This window comes from Asanoa siamensis (assembly GCF_016862555.1).
GTDB lineage: Bacteria > Actinomycetota > Actinomycetes > Mycobacteriales > Micromonosporaceae > Asanoa > Asanoa siamensis.
The window spans coordinates 33990-52170 of record NZ_BONE01000015.1 but is presented as its reverse complement, the minus strand read 5'-3'; the positions used below and the strand labels follow the sequence as shown (position 1 = coordinate 52170).

Genomic DNA, 18181 nt, shown 5'->3' with positions numbered 1-18181 from the left:
GCGGGTGGCGGTCCGCCAGCCAGCGCCGTACCGTGCCCGCATGGCCTATCGGACCTGGGGCAGGGTGCTGCTCGCGGCGCTCGGCGTCGGCCTGCTCGCTGGTGCTGGCCAGCTCGGTTTCGCCTACGGGCTCGGCGTGGTGCGGTTCGCCCGTGACTTTGCGGAGTTGCCCGGGCAGTGGACGGCGCACCTCGCCTGGGTGGCGTGGTTCGCGATGCTGGCGGCGGTGGCCGGCGGCCTGGCCGGCAACTGGCTGGCCCGCCGCGACGGCCTGCGGATGACCCTCGGCGCCCAGGTCGCGGTGTCGGTCGCCGGCGGGGTCGGCGCGCTGGCCGTCGCGCCGCTGGCGATGCTGCCCGCCCGCGTCGCGGGCATCGCGTCGGGCAACGCGGTGACCATCGCGGGCCTGTCGGCGGCCCTGGGTGCGCTGGTGGGCGTGTTCGCCGCGGTCGCCGTGCTGGCGCAGCGGGTGGCGGGCCTCAACCTGGGGGCCGTCACGCTGGTGGTCTGGCTGGTGGCCCTGCTCTCGGTGGCGCCGTCGCTGGGCCCGGAGGACCCACTACCCGAGGTACGCCTCGGCGTGCTCGACGCGGCCTGGCTCGGCGACGGCCTGGCGCAGCGCCTGGCCGTGATCGCGATGCCGGCCATCGCCCTGCTGGCGGGCGCGGGCATCGGCGCGCTGGCCCGCTGGCGCGGCCTACCCCTGATCCCGGTGGCGGTCTCGGGCGTGGTCGGTCCGGCGCTGCTGGCGCTGGCCTACCTGATCGCGGGGCCGGGCGACGACCCCGACCGCTACCAGGCGGCGCCCTACTGGGGTGCGCTGATCGCGGTGGCGGCGGGCGGTCTGGGCTCGGTGCTGGCAGCGGTGGCGCGGCAGCTCACGGCGGGTGACCGGGGCGGCTCGACCCCGCCGGCACCGCGCCACGGTGACCACACGGCGGAGATCTTCCCGAGCACCCGACCTGGCGCCGACGACGCCTCCCCGACGCGGGCCGGCGACTTCGACGCGTGGGGCAACGACAAGCCGCCGTCCGATCGGGGCGACGACGACTCGACGAGCGCCCTGGGCGGGGCGTCGCCGGGCTTCGGGGTGGACGTGCCCGGGCCCAGGCGGGCGCGGGACCTGGGCGATGTGGAGCGGGCGGCGCCGCAGCCCGAGGAGGGCTCGCTGTTCACGTCACCGACGCCGGTGGCGCCGTTGCGCCAACCAGAGATCGTGTCGCCGCCGCCGGGCCCTGAGCCGACCCCGATCCGCCCGTTCGATCGGCAGCCGGCATCGGGCCCGGGCGACTGGCTGACCGACAAGACCTCGACCTTCCCGTCGGCATCGGTGCCGGTCGTGCCGGCTGCCGGCCCGGGTGTCGGCGGCGACGCCGGCCAGCGGCCGACCTCGATCCGACCTCAGCCGCCGGCTTCCGGCCAGGTGCCTCGCCAGTCGGACGGGCCGGACGGCCGCACCGACACGCCGGAGCGGTCCTGGTCGTCGCGCGGGGGCGCCGCCGCGTCCGACTGGTCGTCGCGGTCGACGCCCGCGAGCGACCGGACCGCCGGGTCCGACTGGTCGTTCCGGCTGGACCCGACGCCAGTCGACGACCAGGCCGGCGGATCCGACTGGTCCGGAGGTCCGGGCTCCGCGCCCGCGACCGGCCGGTCGCCGAAGGCGGCCTCGGACGCGCCGGCCGCGAGCGGCCCGGAGATGCCCGACTGGCGGCTCGCACCGCCGGCGTGGACACCGCCACCACCGATCACACCGGGCGCCCCCGCGGCGGAGACATCGAGCATCCCGCAGGAGCCGACGCCGGTGCCGCAGCCAGAAAAACCCCAGAAGCGGCGCGGCCTGTTCCGCCGCAAGGACAAGTCGGCCCCCGAACCGACCCCGCCGGCGCCGGATGCAGGCGGCGACGACTGGGTCGAGGTGCCGCCGGCCCCCGGACCCGACACCGACCCGCCAGCGGCCGACACGACTCCAAGGGGCCCGCGCGGCTTCGGCTTCGGCGGCCTGGTCAGCAACCGCTTCGGCGACGACTCCCCAGCCACCGACCGCGATGGCGACCGTCGTGGTGACGGTGACCGCTCGCCGACCGACGACCGGACGGCCCCGGCCTCCTGGTCCGACCGCACACGGCCCACCACCGCCGCGGGCGATAGCGCCGCCACCGCAACGTCCTGGTCAGACCGCGCACGGCCTAACCCCGGCGAGGACGACAGCGCTGCGCCAACGTCTTGGTCCGACCGCGCGCGGCCCACCAGCGCCGCGGGCGACAGCGCCGCAACCGCGACGTCCTGGTCGGACCGTGGGCGGCCTTCCGCCGCGACCGGCGCCGACCAAGCACCCGCAGCATCGTGGTCCAACCGCAACCGGCCGGGGGGCAGCGCGGACCCGGCCACCGACGATTCGGCCGCGGCCGCTGGCCCGTCGGACCGACCGGCCAAGGAGCGCAGGCCGGGACGAGCCGAACGCCACCTACGCAGCGTCGACTCGGCCGGCGACCAGCCCAAGCGCCCCCGCGCGGCGGTTGACAGCGACGCCGGCAGCTGGGACATCGACGACCCGGTGCCACCGACGCGGGGCATCCGCCCCGCGGCCTCGGCGGGGGCCGACACCAAGGCGAGCGAAGCGCCGGACGCCGACACGCCGAGTTCGGAAGACACCGAGGCGACGACGGAGCGGGCACCCTCCCGCGGCCTGTTCCGGCGCAGCCGGAACAACTCGGATACCACCGAGACCCGAGACGAGCCAGGCGACAAGCCGGAGCCGACCAAGGGCCGGCGCGGCAAGAGCGAAAAGCCGATCGAGGAACGCGACGAAGAGTACGTGGACTGGGTCGCCGGCCTAGGCGCCCCCGAGCCGGTCAACGAACGCCGCCGCGACGACGCACCGCGCCGCAGCCTGCGCCCGACGGGCCGCGGCAAGGACGAGTAGCCGCGACCACGCGACACCGCGCGGCCCGGATGGCGTAGCACCCTGCCACCCGCAGACCGCGCCACGGCCGGCGGTGGCGAATGGCTCTCGCGAACACTCGGGCGCCGGGATCGGGAGGGTGATGCCCGGCGCTGGCCACGTGCCGAGCACGGACCACAGCGCCCGGCACGACGCGGAGCCGGCACGGGCCGCGGAGGCACGCACGTCCGCGCGCACGCACTGCAGCACCCCGCGCGGACCGCCGTGCGGCACGGACCACAACGCCCGACACGACGCGGAGCCGGCACGGGCCGCGGAGGCACGCACGTCCGCGCGCACGCACTGCAGCACCCGGCGCGGACCGCCGCGCGGCACGGACCGCAGCACCCGGCGCCGGCCGCCTACCAGGACCGGCGGGATCTAAGCCGAGAACGCCGCGAACGTAGGCCAGTCGAAATGGTTGAGTGGCCCACTCCCGTTCCCCAGATCCCAGTCCCGAGCACCAACCAAACTCCGCGTCACATACTCCTTGGCCGCCACCAACGCCTCCAAGACGTCGTCGCCCTGGGCCAGGCGGGATGTGATCGCCGCGGAGAACGTGCAGCCCGTGCCGCGGTTGTTGCGCGTCTGGACCCGGGGGTACCGCAGGAACCGCGCCCCCGCGTCTGTCCAGACCGCGTCCACCGCCTCGTCGCCCGCGACCATGTCGCCGCCCGTTACCACCACGTACTTCGGGCCGTTCGAGGCGATCTGCGCCGCCGCCCCCGCCATGTCGGCCGGTGTCGAGACCTGCCAGCCCACCAGCGCCGACGCCTCGTCGCGGTTCGGGGTTGCCACCGCCGCGAACGGCAACAGGCGCTCCAGCGCGCTGACTACTCCTCGGCGGCGGCCGGCGGCCGCCTCCAGGACCGGGTCCACGACCAGGTTGGGCAGCACGCCCGCCCGGGCCTTGGCGGTCACCGCCGCGGCCGCCTCGGCCGTTGCCAGCATGCCGACCTTGACGGCCTTGATCGGCAGATCCTCGAGCACCGCCGACAGCTGGGCCGACACGACGTTGCCGGGGAGTTCGAACACGTCCTGGACGCCGCGGGTGTTCTGCGCCGTCACCGAGGTCGCGACCGTCGCGCCGTACAGGCGCATGGCCGCGAACACTTTCACATCCGCCTGCAGCCCGGATCCGCCGCTGGAGTCCGAACCGCCGATCGCGAGCACCGCGAGTGGTGTCATGGGGTCCTCCCGCCTCTCGTCCTACACGGGTAGCAGGAGAGACGGGACAGGCAACGGACTAAATCGCACTATCGATCGACAGGCGCGCGGCAAATCACCTCAGGGCACGCAACGCACGAAGATCCGCGGGAGAGGGCTGCCACCCCACCGCCGCCGCGTTCGAGCGGACCTGCTCCGGCGTCGTCGCACCGGAGATCACCGACGCGACCGCCGGCATCGCCGCCAGACCGCCCAGCGCGACGTCGAGCAACGTAACGCCCCGCTCCTCCGCGAACGCCCGCAGCGCGTCGAGCCGATCCCACGGCGCCGACGCCAGATGGTGCGCGAACCGGTCCTTCGTCAGCCGCGTCCCCGACGGGGCGGAGACGCCACGCCGGTACTTCCCGGTCAGCAGCCCACTCTCCAGCGGGAAGAACGGCAGCACCCCGAGCCCGAACCGCGCGCACGCCGGCACCAACTCGGCCTCGATCGACCGGTTCAGCAGGCTGTAATGGTTCTGCACGCTGACGAACGGTGCCCACCCCCGGGTACGCGACACCCACGCGGCGTCCGCGACCTGCCAGGCGGCGAAGTTCGAGCACCCGATGTAGCGGACCTTCCCCGCCGTCACCAGATCGTCGAGCGCCGACAGCGTCTCCTCCACAGGCGTCAGCGGATCCGGCTCGTGCATCTGGTAGAGGTCGATGTGATCGGTGCCGAGCCGCCGCAGCGAGGCCTCGACGGCCCGCAGCACGTAGCGGCGGGCACCCCGGGCGCCATGGTCCGGCCCGTTCAGGCCGGACATCGGCTTCCCGAACTTCGTCGCCACCACGACGTCGTCCCTGCGCCCCTTGAGCGCCGTACCCAGAAAAAGCTCAGAAAGCTCGTGGCCCGGCCCGCCATAGGTGTCGGACGTGTCGAAGAAATTGATCCCCAGGTCGAGCGCGGCATCGACGACCGCCCGTGCCGACGGCTCGTCGATATCGCGGCCGAAGGTGTTGCAGCCGAGGCCGGCGACGGAGACGACCAGTCCCGATTCGCCGAGCCGCCGATAGCTCATGGTGCTCACGCGGCACTCCGTAAAAGTGGTTCTGTCACGCCGCGCGCCCATTTACACACCATGGGCGACGGTGTCGGCCGTTAACCCGCGCCGCAACGCGTGGCACTATCCTTTGCGCGGGCATTGCTAGAGTCTGACACCTTGCGGCGGCCACCCATTTTCGGTCGCCCCCGATGGGAGCGTGGGCCGGAATGACGGCAACCAACAGGTTCCAGCAGCGGTCCGCCGCGCTGGAATCATCAGACGTCACGGCGCCGGAGCGGCTGGACGTGACGGTCGTGCTGCCGTGTTACAACGAGCAGGACCACGTACTGAAGGAGATCGAACGGATCTCCGCCGCGATGGACCGCAGCGGTTACAGCTACGAACTGCTCGCGATCGACGACTGCTCCACCGACAACACCCTCGCCGTCCTGCGCGAGGCCGAACTGCGCTTCCCGAGCCTGCGGGTGATGCCCTTCCACCGCAACGGCGGCTCCGGCACGGCCCGGCGCATCGGCACGCAGCAGGCGCGCGGCGAGATCGTCGTGTGGACCGACGCCGACATGACCTACCCCAACGAGCGCATCCCGGAGCTCGTCCAGCTGCTCGAGAAGGACCAGAACATCGACCAGGTGGTCGGTGCGCGGACGAGCGAGCAGGGCACGCACAAGTTCCTCCGGGTGCCGGCCAAGTGGATCATCCGCAAGATCGCCGAGCGGCTGACCGGCGTGAAGATCCCCGACCTCAACTCGGGCCTGCGGGCGTTCCGGCGCGACGTCTCGCTGCCGTACCTGCGCCTGCTGCCTCCCGGCTTCTCCTGCGTGACGACGATCACGATGGCGTTCCTGCACAACCAGCACGACGTGCGGTACGTCTCGATCGACTACGCGAAGCGCGCCGGCTCGTCCAAGTTCCACTTCGTCCGCGACGCCTACCGCTACATCCTCCAGGTCGTCCGGATGGTCATGTACTTCAACCCGCTCAAGGTGCTGATGCCGCCGGCGCTGTGGCTGGTCGGCATCGGCCTGGTGAAGATCATCTACGACGTGATCGCCCACCCGGTGCGGGTCGCCAACAACACGGTGATGCTCCTGATGGCCGGACTGATCATCACGGCCGTAGCCCTGCTGGCCGACCTCATCGTGCGGTCCCGTTCCGAATAGGCTGACCACCCGTGACCGTCACCGACGTCGCCCCACCCGACGAGACAACCGAAGAGCCGCCACGGTCCAAGCTCTCCCGCGAGGACCGCTGGGGCTGGATCGGCGTCGCCGCGATCAGCCTGACGGTCGCGGCGACCTGGATCCCCCGCATCAACCTGCCGTTCGGCGACAACCACCCGGGCCGGATCATCAGCCGGTACGCGCTGCACGTCGCCAACCTGCACGACCAGGGCATCGTCGGCTCGGACTTCGGCGCCGACTGGATGCCGTACAGCAACACCCCGTACGCGCATCACCCGCCGGGCCTCAACATCCTGACCGCGCTGTTCAGCCTGTTCCCGGGCGAGCAGCCGATCGAGATCTGGCTCGCGCCGTTCCTGCTCGCCCTGCTGGTCGTCCCGGCCGGTGCGGCACTGCTGCGCGGCCTCGGCATCCGCTGGTCGGCCACGCTGCTCGCGGTCGGCCTGATGGCGTCCACGGCGTTCTTCTGGGTCTACAGCCCGATCATGTTCGACCTGGGCCCGATCCTGCTGATCTCCGCGATCGTGGTGGTGCTCCGGCGCAAGGACTACCAGCCGCCGCGCTGGCTGCTGGTGATCGCCTGCGCCGCGGGCCTGCTCGCGACCCTGATCTCCTGGCCGGGCATCGGCTTCGCCGGCGCGATGGGCCTGTGGCTGTGGATCAGCCGCCGCAAGCTCGACAAGGTCGTCCTCTGGGTCGGCGCCTCGATGGTCCTGGGCGTGCTGATCAGCCTGACCTTCATCGTCGGCGTGAGCGGCATCCACGACCTCACCAGCCAGGCCGAATACCGCACGCAGGGCGGCACCTTCACGGCCGAGCAGTTCCTCGGCCGCCAGCGGCAGAGCCTCGGCGCGCTGCTCCCGAACTGGTACCTGCTGCTGCTCGTCCTCGGCGCGGTGGCCGGCCTGTGGGACAAGCGCACGCGGCTCTACATGGGCTTCGCGCTCCTGTTCAACGCGTTCTGGACGTTCGGCCTCAACAACGGCGCCTACATCCACGACTACTGGAACTACCCGCTGCTGATCCTGGGCCTGGTCGGCATGGGCGTGCTCCTCGACCGCGTCCTGACCTGGCTCGACGGCAAGGTCAAGGCCCGCTTCACCATGATCGGCACAGCGGCGGCCGGCCTGGCCCTGCTGGCCGCCCTGCTGGTGGTCGTCACGGGCCGCATCGACCGCGTCTACGTCTCGGACCCGGCCAACGTCGGCAAACTGGTCGTGGCGCACGACCCGGCCCCGGGCCAGAAGTTCGCCTGGGTGGCCGGCGGCGGCCTCTCGGTCCCGCGCTGGTACGCGTACTACTGGAGCCTCAAGCCCCAGGACGTCACGCCGGAGAAACTGGCCGCCAACGACGGCAACCCGACCGACCTGGTGCTGATGGACCTCCGCAAGGTCCCGAAGTGGCTCCCGAAGAACATCGGCGACCGCGCGGTCGACAAGCGCGGCACCTACGCCTTCTTCCACATGTCAGACCTGAAGGCCGCCGTCGTCACGCCATAGCGACCACGACGAACGCCGCCGCTTCCGCTCCTTCGGAGGCGGCGGTTTTCGTTTCGCACGATCAAATGCCGATTCATTGCTCGGGTCCGCGGTGCGCACGACCGTTGCTCCCGCCAGACACCGCTCCGCTGCCAGGCCCGCGGCACACACCCCAACCGCGGGGGCTGACAAACCGGCTCAGCGCGTCAGCGGGGTCGTGTCGGGTCCGGCTCAGTAGGTCTGCTGCATCGCAGGCGGTGTGGCGGGTGACTGGGCCGCGCGGGCGCGGATCGGTTCGACGACGGTGGCGGCCGCGAACCGGTCGGCCGCGCGGGCCGCCGCCTTGTGCTGAGACGACGCCAGCAGCGCGCGGTCCGAAGCCAGCGAGCGCAACATCGCCACCAAAGCCTCGGCGTCGCCCGCCGGCACGAACAGCGCGTCGTCGCCCAGCGTGCGCCGCTGCGGTGCCGTGTCCGAGGTGACGACCGCGCAGCCCGCCGCGGCCCCCTGGAAGACCTTGGTCGGGACCACGTTCTGCGCCTTCGCCGTCGTGCCGAAGATGCCGAGCGCCACGTCGTGCTCCGCGACCAGCGCCGGCAGGTCCGCCGCGTCGACCCAGTCGAGCCAGGTCACCCGCGGGTTGTCGGCCGCGGCCGCGCGGCACGCCGCGTAGTCCTGGCCCTTGCCCACCATCGTCACGGCGATGTCCGCGTCGCCGGCCAGCCGGGCCAGCGCGTCGCCGAGATATTCGGTGCCGTGCAGCGGCGTGAACAGCCCCACGAAGACCACCTTGAGCGGCCGCGAAGGATCCGCGACAGGCCGCGCGGCACCGGCCGCGAACCACTGCGCACCCGCGCCGACCAGCGCCACCACGCCCCGCGCGGCGGCGTCGGCGGGCAGCGCCGCCAGGTGCTCGTCGGTGTCGACGACGACGACGTCGGCGCAGCGCAGGGCGCCCCGGTCGATCCAGCGCATCAGCTTGGCCTTGAGCCCGCCCCCGCCGCCGGTCAATGCCCGGTCGTGGGCCGTGCCGGCCGCCGAGACCAGGTGGTCCAGGACGATCGGGGTGCGGCGGAACAGCCGCCGGGCCAGCCGCACGTCGAAGTGCCCGAGATAGCCGACCAGCACCGCGTCGGCCGCGGGCGCGCGCCGGGCGCGCACGGCCAGCAGGGTCCAGCAGCGGCCCAGCATCCAGGCCAGCTTGGGGAGCCGCCACGGCTGGCGCAGCATCGCGACGCGCCCGGCTGTGTCGAGTGCGAGCGGGACGTTGACCTCGACGACCTCGTCACCGGCCGCCCGGAGGCCCTCGATCAGGACGCCGACCCGGGGGTGCCGTTGCACGTCGTAGGTGCCGAAAGCGAGCCAACGCATCGCGAAAGCCTAACGGACCAGCGCAGAAACCGGACGATCAGGGCGCGGCCGGTGCGGCTGGAGCGGCCGGCTGCGCCGGGTCCGGGACCGTGTCGATGTCGGGCGCCGTCACGATCGGCCGGCGCTGCCGGCGGTTGCCCAGCAGCGCGACCGCCGGCCAGAACAGGTCCGCGACCGTGATCAGCAGTCGGGAGACCAGCGCGGCCACCAGCGCGACCGGCTCGGTCACCGACCCCGCCAGCAGCACCACCAGCGCCGTCTCGCGCGGGCCGAGACCGGCCGGCGCGATCGCCAGCAGGAACCCGATCGACCAGGCACCCGCGTACGCCGCGACGGATTTGACGATCAGGTCGGAGCCACCGGCGCCGAGGTCGAGCAGCAGCGCCCACAGGTGCGCGCCGAAGCAGACCCAACTCGCCACCGACCAGAACACCGCCAGCCCGATCGCCCGGGCCGACAGGGGTTTGGGCATCGGGTCGCGCCGGGCCAGCCGCATGGCCAGCGCCAGGAGCCGGTTGAGCACCGGCGGCAGCAGCACCACGACGGCGACCGGCACGGTCAGCAGCGTCCACCAGTAGTCGTCCCAGGCCTGCCCCCCGAGCACCGGCAGCACCACGGCGGTGAGCAGCAGTCCGGTGCCCAGCGAGATGAACATGGTGATCAGCACGGCGGCGGCCGACGAGCGCCCCGGCACCTGGTAGGCCTTGCCGAGCCGCATCTGGGTCAGCACCGGCCAGACCTTGCCGGGAAGGTATTTGCCGAGCTGACCGACGAAGAAGATCCGCATCGCGCCGGCCAGGGGGACCTGGCTGCCGAAGTCGGCGAGCAGCACCCGCCAGCTCAGGAACGAGAACCAGACCGCGACCAGCGCCCCGAGCAGGGACAGCACGATCGCGGCGGCCGACAGGTCGCCGATCACGGTGCGCACCTCGGCCCACCGCTTGCTCACCGCGTAGCCGACGTACGCCACGAACGCCACCGTGATGACGATCTCGGCGACCCGGCGTAGCACGGACTTCCGCTTCTTCACCGGGGTGGTCACACGAGCACGATACTCAGTCTCACTCGTCACCCCAGACGGGCTCCGGGGTCTCGGTCACCTCCCCGTCGCCGGCGAAGCGGATGAACCGGTCGAACGAGCGCGTGAACCAGCGGTCGTGGGTCACCGCGATCACGGTGCCCTCGAACGCCGCCAGGCCCTGTTCGAGCGCCTCGGCCGAGGCCAGGTCGAGGTTGTCGGTGGGCTCGTCGAGCAGCAGCAACGTGCAACCGGACAGCTCCAGCAGGACGACCAGGAACCGCGCCTGCTGGCCGCCCGACAGCGTGCCGAACCGCTGGTCGCCCTGCCCGGCCAGCTCGTAGCGCCCGAGCACCTTCATCGCCTGGTGCCGGTCCAGGCCGCCGCGGTGCTCGTCACCCCGCCACAGGATCTCGACGAGGGTACGGTCGACCAGCTCGGGCCGGTCGTGCGTCTGCGAGAAGTGCCCCGGCCGGACCCGCGCACCGAGCCGGGCCACGCCGCCGTGTGCCACCGGGGCGAGCTTCTCGCCGCCGTCGACGGGCAGGTTGGCCGGGTCGGGGTCGGTGCCACCCCGGGCCAGCAGCCGCAGGAAGTGCGACTTGCCCGTGCCGTTGGCACCGAGCACCGCCAGCCGGTCGCCGTACCAGAGCTCCAGGTCGAACGGGTAGGTCAGCCCGTCCATCTCCAGCTCGGAGCAGATCACCGCCCGCTTGCCGGTGCGCCCACCGGTCAGCCGCATCCGGATGTCCTGGTCGCGCGGCGGTGTCGGGGGCGGCCCGGCCTCCTCGAACTTGCGCAGGCGGGTCTGCGCGGCCCGGTAGCGCGACGCCATGTCGGAGTTGTAGGCCGCCTTCTGCTTGTACATCAGCATCTGCTCGCGCAGCTTCTGGTGCTCCTCCTCCCAGCGCCGCCCGTCCTCCTCGAGCTTCTCGTGGCGGGCCACCCGGGCCTCGTGCCACGACGCGAAGCCGCCCGGGTGCACCCAGGCGCTGCCGCCCTCGACCGCGACGACCCGGTCGGCGGTCTGGGCGAGCAGCTCGCGGTCGTGCGAGACGTAGAGGACCGACTTGGCCGACTCCCGCAGCCGGGCCTCGAGCCAGCGCTTGCCGGGCACGTCGAGGAAGTTGTCGGGCTCGTCGAGCAGCAGCACCTCGTCTGCGCCGCGGAGCAGCAGCTCGAGTGCGACCCGCTTCTGCTGGCCGCCGGAGAGGGTCCGCACCGGGCGGGTCCGGACCGACTCCCACGGCTTGCCGAGCACGATCGTCGAGACGGTGTCGAAGAGCACCTCGGCGTCGTAGCCACCGGACTCGCCCCAGGCGGCCAGCGCGTCCGCGTACGCCACCTGTGCCTTGCCCGCCGCGGTGCTGAACTTGCCGCGCAGCTCGGCCGCGTGCATGGCGGCCTCGGCCGTGGCCAGCCGCTCGCCGGCCGCGCGCAGGGGCGGCGCCGCGAGCGAGAGCACGAGCTCCTGCAGCGTGGTCTCGTCGCCGACCATGCCGATGAACTGCCGCATGACGCCGAGCCCGCCCGACCGGGCCACGACACCGGTGCGCACGGGCAGGTCGCCGGCGACCATCCGCAGCAGCGTGGTCTTGCCGGCGCCGTTCGGCCCGACCAGCGCGACCTTGGCACCCTCGCCCACCCGGAACGAGACGTCGGCGAACAGCTCACGGCCGTCGGGCAGCACATGCCCGACCCCGGCGACATCGATGTAACCCACGCCGAAATGGTGCCGGACGAGCCCGGTCCCCGTCGCCCTAATTCCGGGCGACGCGCAGCACCCGGAAGCCCTTCTGGCTCGCCTGCCGGGTCACCTGCCAACCCTCGTCGACCAGCCACTTGTGCAGCGAGTCGCCGCCGAGGTGCCGGCCCGCCACCAACCACGCCACGCCGTCCGGCGTGAGCCGCTCCAGCCACCTCCCGAGCAGCGCGTGCAACTCGGTCTTGCCGACCCGGAACGGCGGGTTGGACCAGATCTGCGCGAACCGGACCGACTCGGCGACCTCCTCCGGCGCGGAAACCCGCACGCCCAGGGGCTCGCCGTTGACCGCCGCCAGCGCCCGCGCCCGCGCGTTGACGTCGACGGCGTGCACGGTCGCCCGCGGCGCGACCGTGGCCAGCACGCAGGCGATCGGTCCGTACCCGCAGCCGAGGTCGAGCAGATCCCCGGTCGTGTCGGGCCCGGGCAGCGTGGCCTTGCGCAGCAGCACCGCCGTCCCCGGGTCGAGCCGGCCCGCGGAGAACACGCCGCCCGCCGCCCGCAGCCGGAACTCGTGGCCACCGGCGGCGAACTCGACGGTGCGCTCGGCGCCCGCGGTCGCTTCGGAGGGTTCAGCGGTGAAGTAGTGGTCGCCGGTCACGCCCCGCATTCTCGCCCACCGCGCGCTCGGTCACTCGAACGGGCGCCACCCGTTCGGCTTGCGCCGCCGCGATCGCGGCCATGGGAGCGCCGGCACCGCCTAGCGTGGCCCGCGTGCTTCTCCGCCGCCTTCTCGCGGCCTGGCGCTCACCGGACTGGCAGCCGCCCCGACAGCTGCGCCCGGCGTGTGTGCTCACGGCGCTCACCCTGCTCGCCCTGTGCGGGTACGGCACCTACCTGGTGGCCGGCGACGACCCGCCGGTCGCCGGCGTCGAGGTGACCGGGCAACCCGCGGCCGCCACCGTGCTGCGCGAACTGTCCTCGCGGGCGGACGACCCCCGCCCGTTGACCACCGCCGAGGTCTTCCCCGGCACGGAGGTCGTCGCGGGGTCCGCGTACCGGGTGTTGCGGGTGCAGGCCCTGCAGCGCTGTTCCGTCGTGGCGGAGGGCGAGGTCGTGCCGCTGCTCGAGGCGGCCGGCTGCAACCAGGTGGTCCGGGCGACGCTGCGCTCCCCCGACGGCCGCTACGTCATCACCGCCGGGCTGCTCAACCTCGCCGACTCGGCCGGCGCCGACACCGTGCACAGCGGGATCAAGCCCCTGCTCGACGCCGAGGCCGGTCGGCTACGCGGCCTGCCGGCGGGCCAGGGCACCGGCGGGTTGGCCCGGGACAACACCCAGCACGGCTGGCACGTCAGGGGCCATTTCCTGGCGTACGCGGTGATCGCGCGCACGGACGGCGGCAAGATTTATCCGGACGATCCGATCGCCCGGCAGATCCTGTCGGACCTCATCGAGCGCTACCTGCGCACCAGCGTCCTCGACCGCCGCGCGGCCGGCTGCGGCGACGCCGCGGGGTGCTGAGCTACTCCGCCGGCACCCGCAGGCGGCGGGTGGCGGCCGCGCGGGCCGCCAGCGCGCCCGGGTCCGCCGGATAGCCCACCTCGACCAGCGTCAGGCCGTGCGGCGGCGCCACGGTCACCGCGCTGCTGCGCTCGCGCCGGGTCAGTTGGGCCGCCGGCCACTCCGGCGGGCGGCGGCCGTCACCTGCGACCAGCATCGCCCCGACCAGGCTGCGCACCATCGCCTGGCAGAACGCGTCGGCCTGCACGGTCGCCACCAGCACGCCGTCGGCGGCGACCCGGTGCCAGTCGAGCCGGGTCACCTCGCGCACCGTGGTGGCGTTCTCCTTGCGCTTACAGAACGCGGCGAAGTCGTGCTCGCCCACCAGACCCGCGGCGGCGGCGTTGAGCAGGCCCACGTCGAGCGTGCGGGGCCAGGCCAGGGTGTCCCGGCGGCGCAGCGGTTCGGCGCCCCAGGGCGCGTCGGTGACGCGGTACTGGTAGCGGCGGAAGGTCGCCGAGAACCGGGCGTCGAACTCGGCCGGTGCCTCGGCCAGCGCCGTCACCCGGACGTCGCCGGGCAGCAGGCCGCCCAGCCGGCGCAGCAGGGTCGGGCCGGTCGCGGCCCAGACCGCGTCGGGCAGGTCGACGTGTGCGACCTGGCCGGTGGCGTGCACGCCCGCGTCGGTGCGGCCGGCCACGGTCAGGCCGGTGGCCACGCCGGCGCCGAGGATCTGCTCCAGGACCGCGAGCAGGGAGCCCGCGACGGTACGCCGCTCCGGCTGCACCGCCCAGCCGGAGAAGTCGGTGCCGTCGTAGGCGATGTCCAGTCGCGCGCGCACGCGTACCCCCAGATGAGACGAAGAAGGCGCCCCGCGAAGGGCGCCCTCAACGTCGTTGCCGTGCTGCTTACTTGTCGTCGTCCTTGGCCTCGGTCGCCACCGGCGCCTCGGTCGACGTCGCGCTGGTCGGGGGCTCTTCCTCGCGGGCGAGCGCCTCGACCTTGTCCTGCTGCGCGGCGGCCTTGCGGGCCGCCTTCTTCGCCGGCGCGGTCGGGGCCTCGACCAGCTCCTCGACGAGCTCGATGATCGCCATCTGCGCGTTGTCACCCTTGCGGGGAACGGTCTTGATGATCCGCGTGTAGCCGCCGTTCCGGCTGGCGTACCGCGGGGCGATGTCATCGAACAGGGCGAAGACCACGTCCTTGTCCCGGACGACGGTCAGCACCCGGCGCCGGGCGTGCAGGTCACCGCGCTTGGCCTTGGTGATCAGCTGCTCGGCGAGCGGGCGCAGGCGCTTCGCCTTGGCCTCGGTCGTGGTGATCTTCCCGTGCCGGAACAGCGCCGTGGCCAGGTTGGCCAGCAGCAGCCGCTCGTGCGCCGGGCTACCGCCGAGGCGGGGACCCTTCGTGGGCGTGGGCATCGTTGGTGCTCCTCAGGTGTCGCAGCGGGGTGTCAGAGCTGCTCGGTCTCGCGGTAGTCGTCCGTGTCGTAGTCAACCTCGCCGAAGGAGTCCACGACGTGCGCGGGGTCGAAGTTGGGCGCCGAGTCCTTCAGGCCCAGACCCATGCCGGCGAGCTTCATCTTGACCTCGTCGATCGACTTCTGACCGAAATTCCTTATATCCAGAAGATCGGCCTCTGTGCGCCCGATGAGCTCACCGACGGTGTTGATGCCCTCGCGCTTGAGGCAGTTGTACGAGCGGACGGTGAGGTCCAGCTCCTCGATCGGCAGCGCCAGGTCGGCAGCGAGCTGCGCGTCCTGCGGCGACGGGCCGATGTCGATGCCCTCGGCGGTCTCGTCCAGCTCGCGGGCCAGGCCGAACAGCTCGACCAGGGTGGAACCGGCGGATGCCAGGGCGGTGCGCGGGCCGATCGACGGCTTGGTCTCGACGTCGATGATCAGCCGGTCGAAGTCGGTGCGCTGCTCGACACGGGTCGCCTCGACCTTGTAGGTGACCTTGAGCACCGGCGAGTAGATCGAGTCGACCGGGATCCGGCCGATCTCGGCACCCGCGCTCTTGTTCTGGTTCGCGGTCACGTAGCCACGACCCCGCTCGACGGTCAGCTCCATGTCGAGCCGGCCCTTGCTGTTGAGCGTGGCGAGCTTCAGGTCCGCGTTGTGCACCGAGACGCCGGCCGGGGGCTGGATGTCGCCCGCCGTCACGTCGCCCGGGCCCTGCTTGCGCAGGTACATGCTGACCGGCTCGTCGTGCTCCGAGCTGACGCACAGCTCCTTGACGTTCATGACCAGCTCGACGACGTCCTCCTTGACGCCCGGGATGGTCGTGAACTCGTGCAGCACACCGTCGACCTTGATGCTGGTGACGGCCGCGCCCGGGATGGAGCTGAGCAGGGTGCGCCGGAGCGAGTTGCCGAGCGTGTAGCCGAAGCCGGGCTCGAGCGGCTCGATGGTGAACCGGGAACGAGTTTCGCTGATCGACTCCTCGGAGAGGGTCGGCCGCTGGGTGATGAGCACTTCGTTTCTTCCTTCGTTCGGGACCGCCCACTATTTGACGGTCGCCTGTGGTTGCCCCGCGCCGCCGTCTCGCGACGGCGGCGCGGGGCCACCGAGCGCTACTTGGAGTAGAGCTCGACGATCAGCTGCTCCTGGACCTGGGTGTCGATCACCTGGCGGGCCGGGAGCGTGTGCACCAGCACCTTGTGCTGGCTGGGGATGGCCTCGAGCCACGCCGGAACGGTCTTCGCACCGGCCTCGGCCTGAGCCACGATGAACGGGGTCAGCTCCTGCGACTTCTCCCGCACCTGCACGATGTCGTGCTCCTTGACGCGGTACGAGGGGATGTCGACCTTCTTGCCGTTGACCACGAAGTGGCCGTGCTTGACGAGCTGACGCGCGTGGTCGCGGGACTTGGCCAGGCCGGCCCGGTAGACCACGTTGTCGAGACGGGACTCGAGGATCTGGAGCAGGACCTCACCGGTCTTGCCCTTCTTCGAGACCGCTTCCTCGTAGTAACCGCGGAACTGCTTCTCCAGCACGCCGTACACGCGGCGGGCCTTCTGCTTCTCACGAAGCTGGAGCAGGTACTCCGTCTCCTTGGTGCGGCCGCGGCCGTGCTGTCCGGGCGGGAAGGGCCGGGACTCGAACGGGCACTTCGGACCGTCGCACTTGCTGCCCTTGAGGAACAGCTTCATCTTCTCCCGCCGGCAGCGGCGGCAGTCAGCACCTGTGTAACGAGCCATCTCTCTCTAACCTCTCAGACCCGACGACGCTTCGGCGGACGGCAACCGTTGTGCGGCTGCGGGGTGACGTCGGCGATCTGACCGACCTCGAGGCCCACGGCCTGCAGCGAACGGATGGCGGTCTCCCGGCCGGAGCCGGGGCCCTTGACGAACACGTCGACCTTGCGCATGCCGTGCTCCATGGCCCGACGCGCGGCGGCCTCGGCAGCCAGCTGCGCGGCGAACGGAGTCGACTTGCGGGAGCCCTTGAAGCCAACCTGGCCGGCGGAGGCCCAGGAGATGACCGCACCGGTCGGGTCGGTGATCGACACGATGGTGTTGTTGAAGGTGCTCTTGATGTGCGCCTGCCCGTGGGCGACGTTCTTGCGTTCCTTGCGCCGGACCTTCTTGACAGCGGCCCCGGCACGAGCCTTCGGTGGCATAAGTCTTCTGCGCTCCTATTACTTCTTGCCGGGCTTCTTCTTGCCGGCGACGGTCCGCTTCGGACCCTTGCGGGTGCGCGCGTTGGTACGAGTGCGCTGCCCACGGACAGGGAGACCCCGGCGGTGCCGGATGCCCTGGTAGGTGCCGATCTCGACCTTGCGGCGGATGTCCGCGGCGACCTCGCGGCGCAGGTCGCCCTCAACCTTGAAGTTGGCCTCGATGTAGTCGCGGAGCTGGACCAGCTCCTCGTCCGTGAGGTCCTTCGCACGCTTGTCCAGGGAAACGCCGGTCGCGCCAAGGGCCTCCTTGGCGCGGGTCCGACCGACCCCGTAAATGTAAGTGAGCGCGATCTCCATGCGCTTTTCGCGCGGGAGATCGACGCCGGCTAGACGTGCCATGCGCGGGCGTACTCCTCGTGTGTTCGCGGAGGTCTGTGCCCATCCCACCCCGCGTGCCCGCGCGGGCCCTGGCCTCCGACCAGGGGTCTGCCACGAGTGCGCCATGTGCTCCCGCGGCTGGGACGAGCTTGTTCAGTTGGTGCCGCCGGGGACTAGCCCTGGCGCTGCTTGTGGCGCGGGTCGTCACAGATGACCATGACCCGGCCGTGCCGGCGGATGACGCGGCACTTGTTGCAGATTCGCTTGACGCTCGGCTTGACCTTCACGGTTTGCCTTTACTTCCCATCAACGCCCGGCGGCGCCGCACTTGGCATTGCCGGACCGTCGTAACGGACGGGGACTTGGGACCCCGTCGCCAGGTGTTACTTGTAGCGGTAGACGATGCGCCCACGGGTCAGGTCGTAGGGCGAAAGTTCCACCACGACCCGATCTTCGGGCAGGATACGGATGTAGTGCTGCCGCATCTTGCCGCTGATGTGAGCCAAAACCTTGTGGCCGTTGGCGAGCTCAACCCTGAACATGGCGTTCGGCAATGGCTCGATGACCCGACCCTCGATCTCGATGGCCCCGTCTTTTTTCGGCATATCCTCCGCTGTCCTGACGTCGGTGTTCCGGATCGATGCACAGAGTCTCCCGAGCGAGGGATCGCTCAGGCCAGCCGCGGGCCCTGTCGACCGCCGAAGCGCGTGGCGGGCATGACAGAGCGGACGCTGTGCGCCGACAGTAGATACTACGCGGGCGAACGCATCGACG

Annotated in this window: 18 protein-coding genes; 4 read left to right on the top strand and 14 right to left on the bottom strand. The window is 71.9% G+C overall.

The features are described 5' to 3' along the window. The first annotated feature begins 40 nt into the window (after positions 1-40). Complete coding sequence (locus Asi02nite_RS12160; RefSeq protein WP_203712586.1) at positions 41-2923, top strand: hypothetical protein; 2883 nt, start codon at positions 41-43, stop codon at positions 2921-2923. A gap of 399 nt (positions 2924-3322) precedes the next feature. Here the strand turns inward: Asi02nite_RS12160 and thiD are convergent, their stop codons facing one another. Together thiD and Asi02nite_RS12150 are read right to left on the bottom strand one after the other, a co-directional pair. Further along, on the bottom strand, positions 3323-4129 hold the full coding sequence (thiD, locus tag Asi02nite_RS12155; RefSeq protein ID WP_203712585.1) for a bifunctional hydroxymethylpyrimidine kinase/phosphomethylpyrimidine kinase: 807 nt from the start codon (positions 4127-4129) through the stop codon (positions 3323-3325). A gap of 94 nt (positions 4130-4223) precedes the next feature. Beyond that, positions 4224-5168: an aldo/keto reductase gene (locus tag Asi02nite_RS12150; RefSeq protein WP_203712615.1), complete on the bottom strand. Its 945-nt coding sequence runs from the start codon at positions 5166-5168 to the stop codon at positions 4224-4226. 191 nt (positions 5169-5359) lie between these two features. On the opposite strand from Asi02nite_RS12150, the gene Asi02nite_RS12145 reads away from it, so the two are divergent. Then, positions 5360-6313 carry a glycosyltransferase family 2 protein gene (locus Asi02nite_RS12145; RefSeq protein WP_203712584.1) on the top strand — a complete coding sequence of 318 codons (954 nt, stop codon included), beginning with the start codon at positions 5360-5362 and terminating at the stop codon, positions 6311-6313. An 11-nt stretch (positions 6314-6324) separates the two neighbouring features. After that, complete coding sequence (locus Asi02nite_RS12140) at positions 6325-7833, top strand: ArnT family glycosyltransferase (RefSeq protein WP_203712583.1); 1509 nt, start codon at positions 6325-6327, stop codon at positions 7831-7833. A 210-nt stretch (positions 7834-8043) separates the two neighbouring features. Here the strand turns inward: Asi02nite_RS12140 and Asi02nite_RS12135 are convergent, their stop codons facing one another. Genes Asi02nite_RS12135 through Asi02nite_RS12120 form a run of 4 tightly spaced genes read right to left on the bottom strand, consistent with a single transcriptional unit; the run spans position 8044 to position 12564 of the window. Continuing rightward, positions 8044-9183, bottom strand: a complete 1140-nt coding sequence (locus Asi02nite_RS12135) for a glycosyltransferase (RefSeq protein ID WP_203712582.1) — start codon at positions 9181-9183, stop codon at positions 8044-8046. Positions 9184-9220: 37 nt separating this feature from the next. Then, complete coding sequence (locus Asi02nite_RS12130) at positions 9221-10225, bottom strand: lysylphosphatidylglycerol synthase transmembrane domain-containing protein (protein ID WP_203712581.1); 1005 nt, start codon at positions 10223-10225, stop codon at positions 9221-9223. Between the two features lie 19 nt (positions 10226-10244). Continuing rightward, positions 10245-11924 (bottom strand): ABC-F family ATP-binding cassette domain-containing protein, encoded by a 1680-nt coding sequence (locus Asi02nite_RS12125; protein WP_203712580.1) that lies wholly within the window; start codon positions 11922-11924, stop codon positions 10245-10247. A 37-nt stretch (positions 11925-11961) separates the two neighbouring features. After that, positions 11962-12564: a class I SAM-dependent methyltransferase gene (locus tag Asi02nite_RS12120; protein WP_203712613.1), complete on the bottom strand. Its 603-nt coding sequence runs from the start codon at positions 12562-12564 to the stop codon at positions 11962-11964. A 113-nt stretch (positions 12565-12677) separates the two neighbouring features. Between Asi02nite_RS12120 and Asi02nite_RS12115 the strand changes: the two genes are divergently transcribed. Then, positions 12678-13427, top strand: coding sequence for a hypothetical protein (locus Asi02nite_RS12115; protein WP_203712579.1), 750 nt, complete (start codon positions 12678-12680; stop codon positions 13425-13427). A 1-nt stretch (position 13428) separates the two neighbouring features. Here Asi02nite_RS12115 and truA read toward each other — a convergent pair whose 3' ends face one another. The 8 genes from truA to infA form a co-directional block, all read right to left on the bottom strand. Next, complete coding sequence (gene truA / locus Asi02nite_RS12110) at positions 13429-14259, bottom strand: tRNA pseudouridine(38-40) synthase TruA (RefSeq protein ID WP_203712611.1); 831 nt, start codon at positions 14257-14259, stop codon at positions 13429-13431. Positions 14260-14314: 55 nt separating this feature from the next. Next, a complete protein-coding gene (rplQ, locus tag Asi02nite_RS12105) occupies positions 14315-14827 on the bottom strand; it encodes a 50S ribosomal protein L17 (RefSeq protein WP_203712577.1) in 513 nt (170 codons plus the stop codon). Positions 14828-14859: 32 nt separating this feature from the next. Further along, a complete protein-coding gene (locus Asi02nite_RS12100) occupies positions 14860-15882 on the bottom strand; it encodes a DNA-directed RNA polymerase subunit alpha (RefSeq protein WP_090787972.1) in 1023 nt (340 codons plus the stop codon). Between the two features lie 98 nt (positions 15883-15980). Continuing rightward, a complete protein-coding gene (gene rpsD, locus Asi02nite_RS12095; RefSeq protein WP_203712575.1) occupies positions 15981-16607 on the bottom strand; it encodes a 30S ribosomal protein S4 in 627 nt (208 codons plus the stop codon). A gap of 14 nt (positions 16608-16621) precedes the next feature. Further along, positions 16622-17029, bottom strand: a complete 408-nt coding sequence (gene rpsK, locus Asi02nite_RS12090) for a 30S ribosomal protein S11 (protein WP_030329919.1) — start codon at positions 17027-17029, stop codon at positions 16622-16624. Between the two features lie 18 nt (positions 17030-17047). Further along, positions 17048-17428, bottom strand: a complete 381-nt coding sequence (gene rpsM, locus Asi02nite_RS12085) for a 30S ribosomal protein S13 (protein WP_203700047.1) — start codon at positions 17426-17428, stop codon at positions 17048-17050. Positions 17429-17580: 152 nt separating this feature from the next. Beyond that, entirely contained in the window at positions 17581-17694 is a 114-nt protein-coding gene (gene rpmJ / locus Asi02nite_RS12080; protein ID WP_023358216.1) for a 50S ribosomal protein L36, read from the bottom strand. Positions 17695-17790: 96 nt separating this feature from the next. After that, a complete protein-coding gene (infA, locus tag Asi02nite_RS12075) occupies positions 17791-18012 on the bottom strand; it encodes a translation initiation factor IF-1 (protein ID WP_007073013.1) in 222 nt (73 codons plus the stop codon). Positions 18013-18181: the final 169 nt, after the last annotated feature.